Origin of the sequence: Psychromonas antarctica, from assembly GCF_022267535.1 — a bacterium.
Lineage (GTDB): Bacteria > Pseudomonadota > Gammaproteobacteria > Enterobacterales > Psychromonadaceae > Psychromonas > Psychromonas antarctica.
In genome coordinates this window covers 1-3733 of record NZ_JAHNZV010000176.1, presented here as the reverse complement: position 1 = coordinate 3733, position 3733 = coordinate 1, and the positions used below count along the sequence as shown (strand labels likewise).

The window sequence follows — 3733 nt, the reverse complement described above, 5'->3', positions numbered from 1 at the left end:
TTGTTTATTATCTGAAAACTCTTCTTTAATTATTTTTATTAATTCTTTTTGTTTTCTGATCAACTCCCTACTTACGTAACTAGAAGTTTCTCTTTGAACTTTTTTAATGCTTTCTTCTGTTGCTTTACCTGTAACGTTGAAAATTTCAAAATTAGCTTTACCAGAGAGTTCCTGTTGCATTTTTTCAGCGATTTCAGTTACTACGGAGTCATTAAAAAAGTTATCTTTATATGATTCTAAATATTCTTTTGCTATTTCAGGTTTGTACTTCTTCTTTTTTGTAGGATTTAAATCTCGTATAAGATCTAAAAAGCTTCCCGAAGTTGATTGATAAAGTTGATTGATAACTTTCACTAATAAAACGTGGAGCCAGAGAGATTTATAAAAAACTCTCAAATCAATACCATTTTTTACAAGTTCCGAGATAAATTTATTATTATTTATGTGCTCAAAAACAGTATTTTCAGCTTCAATAGTATCATGTATTTTTATGTAATCATGAGAAACCAATCGTTTAATAAGTGCAGTTTTTCCGCTTCCTGTTCGACCAACAATAACCCTTCGAGTGAAATCTGGGTTATCTATTCCTGAATTAAAATTTACAATACCTTTAAATACATTTGATTCATAAAAGCATGATTCAAGATATGAATCAGTTTCTGCATCCAAATTACCAATGATGTCATTTTTTTTAAATTTGTAAGTGGCCATAATTAACCTAATTTATGAGACGTATTAACAATATTCTACATACTACACCTTAATTTATTTTTTTATATCAGGAGTATTTTTTTTTGAGGATGAGATGAACGATAAGAATTAGATTAAATAAAGATCTGGACAGCCAATTACTTTTGACTGCAACAGAATACTCTTTTCGCTATTAACGAACCCAAACCATAATCGAAATAATGTGATTTATAATGATAAAAATAAAATTTAAACGGTGTTTGGTAGTAATGCTGGTTTTCCATTCATGAAAAATATTGGCAGTTGCCAATAAAAAATAATTTAGGCAATAATAACGTTTTAACTAATGCAATCGTCGTAATTGGTTTTTACTGGCTATCCAGCGCTTACCGGTATGACTAGCAAACTCGGCTAATGCCTCCAAAGAGCCAACAGCACCTTGGTAATCTTTGCCAAAACTACTCGCGAGCGATATCCACGTCTCACTATCTAAGCCGAGTTTGGATAATAATTGAGGATGTTGTATTGAAATAGCACCGCGTTTGTCATCTCGAATAATCCGTCCACTCCAGTCAACTAATTCGAGATAATCCAACAATGAGAATGGGATGCCTTGCGGGTTTTCTTCATGTTCATCACCCACAAAACCAAATAAGGGTTTCTTATTAAAAGGGTATGCCAATGGTTTTTCTTGTTGCTGGGCAACACCATGGAGACGCTCATAAGCAGATGTATATTCGGAGGTTTCGACACTATTGCTCATTTTGGCACGGACTGGATTTAAATCAACATAGGCCATACACGTTAGCAACGCGTCTTCATCCAATAACGCCTGTGATTTAAAGCGGCCTTCCCAGAACCTACCCACACATTCATCTTCTTTATTGGCTTTACGCGCAATAAATTCATTTAAACAACGCATAAACCAAGAGATATCAGCTAACCGCCCTCGCCAGCCATTGATAATTTCAAGTGCCGCTTTATTTTCGGCCTCTGACGTGGTTTTATTATTTTGCCAACGTTCAACTAAAATAGGTTTTGAGTAAAGCCGACACCACCGCTCACAGACTTCTTTATGATTGATTTTGTTGTTAGCGTATTCATCGATATGAAGCACAAGATGGTAATGATTCGACATAATAGCATAGGCACAAATATCGATATTAAATACTGAAGCAAGGTAATGCATTCGTTCAACCACCCACTGCCGGCGATGCTCAAAGGATTTTTCTGTGTATTTATCTTCACCACACAAATAAGCACGACGGACACAGCGAGAAATACAATGATAATAAGGCGTATCTGATAGTGATACTTGCGATTGGCGAGATTGAGTCATAACAAACTACCTCCTAACATGCAAAACAGCATTGCTAAAAGATAGAATGGTAATTATCATTAGTCAAACTATTGGGTGTCCATAATTTTCCATATTGCTAAAAGATAGAATGGTAATTATCATTAGTCAAACTATTGGGTGTCCATAATTTTCCATAATTTTCATAATTTTACTATGGCGATTGATGCTTTCTTACCTTGAAATCGATAGCGTAAGAGGAATCGTTTAGAACCATTCTTGCCTGATAATAGCTTTAAACCTGTTAGCTCAGTGTCTGAATATTCTTTCTCTGTTGATGGAGATTTTTTATCGTTGGGTGGGATGGATTTGATATTTGCTGTGGTGAGTTTTAGTTTGGTTTGCATGGGAATTACCTCAATTGAATAAGATAATTTATTAATATATGGATGAAGTTGTGGTGGTTACGGGTGGGATTGATAGAGGGTCATAAGTGATATTATGTTATAGATTGTTGAGCAAAGACATCATCCATACCAGTAATGTGGAGAAGCTCTCAACTTTAATTACCAATTAGAACAAATTGAAATAATTCTACGGTGATATATTAGTATTATGCATTAAAAAAAAATCAAGGGATCCAATAGTGAAATATTTCTTTTTTATCTTCCTCTATTCCATTAGTTTTAATGCTCTATCGAATGAGTATTATAAAATTATTAACAAAGGACAATCTTATTCATGGATTACTGAATACAAAGACAGAAAAAAATATATTGATAAACATTTACCATATATTTCAAAAAAATTAAGAGATAAAATTATATCTTATCCTGATAGCAGCTATGATGCGAGAAATGGAGATGTAGGTGTACTTGTAGCAGACCTATCACCTCAAAAACAGAGAGTAATATTAGATGTTTACGGTTCATTGATCATTCTTAAAAAGGAAAAATCTGTGATCCAACCTGCATCATCAAGAGATAACGAGGTTTTCAAAAAGGCACAGATAGGTAAATTTAACAATAATAAATACGGTTTTGTATTAGGGAAAACTGAATTAATAGAAACCTTAATGGATGATCGATTGAAATCACAAAAATTAAGTTCACAAATCATACCCGACACTAGACAGAAAGTTACAAATGTAGCTATCAATAATTACGATAAAGCACCTTGTGTAATAGATATTTGCCCTTATAAAACAACCCTTACATTTGTTGAGCACAAACTGGCTCGCATAACTCATTTTTGGAAGCAACATTCAGGTGAAAAAACCAGATTACATTCAGTAATTTACCAAGCGAATGAAAAAAAATATGAACGGGATTTTACGTACAGGGATAATGGTAGTTCTTTGTGGATAAATCCATACAGAGAAGCTCATTTATATAACAGCTTAGAAAATAAAATGGAATACATCCAGTATCAACTTATCGACACTCAATTGATGGATAAATATTATTCTATTCAATATAATGAAAAAAAGCGTAAACAAGAATTACTAGACATGAAAAAAGCCGAAGAAGAATCTACACAAATAGAAAACGCATCAAATAGTTTATAAATATTCAAAAAGTATTTTCAGAAAAATCCAGCACTTGATGTGCTGTATTTAACATCGACCGAACCTACTACTACTAAAAACTGCTAGATCACTAATAAATACATTACATCAATTGCCCTCTGGTAATTGCTGTTCTTGATATCGAAAGCAAAACTGTTGAAATTGATAAAGTTGTTGGT

At 33.1% G+C, this 3733-nt stretch carries 4 protein-coding genes; 1 reads left to right on the top strand and 3 read right to left on the bottom strand.

Going from position 1 to position 3733, the window contains the following annotated elements:
- From KSO91_RS16450 to KSO91_RS16440, 3 genes are all read right to left on the bottom strand, one after another.
- On the bottom strand, positions 1 to 711 hold a 711-nt coding region (locus tag KSO91_RS16450; RefSeq protein ID WP_238744109.1), incomplete at its 3' end, for a hypothetical protein.
- A 322-nt stretch (positions 712 to 1033) separates the two neighbouring features.
- Positions 1034 to 2029 (bottom strand): transposase, encoded by a 996-nt coding sequence (locus tag KSO91_RS16445; RefSeq protein ID WP_238744108.1) that lies wholly within the window; start codon positions 2027 to 2029, stop codon positions 1034 to 1036.
- A 161-nt stretch (positions 2030 to 2190) separates the two neighbouring features.
- Positions 2191 to 2394, bottom strand: a complete 204-nt coding sequence (locus tag KSO91_RS16440) for an Arm DNA-binding domain-containing protein (protein ID WP_238744107.1) — start codon at positions 2392 to 2394, stop codon at positions 2191 to 2193.
- 239 nt (positions 2395 to 2633) lie between these two features.
- Between KSO91_RS16440 and KSO91_RS16435 the strand changes: the two genes are divergently transcribed.
- Positions 2634 to 3554 (top strand): hypothetical protein, encoded by a 921-nt coding sequence (locus tag KSO91_RS16435; protein ID WP_238744106.1) that lies wholly within the window; start codon positions 2634 to 2636, stop codon positions 3552 to 3554.
- Positions 3555 to 3733 lie beyond the last annotated feature (179 nt).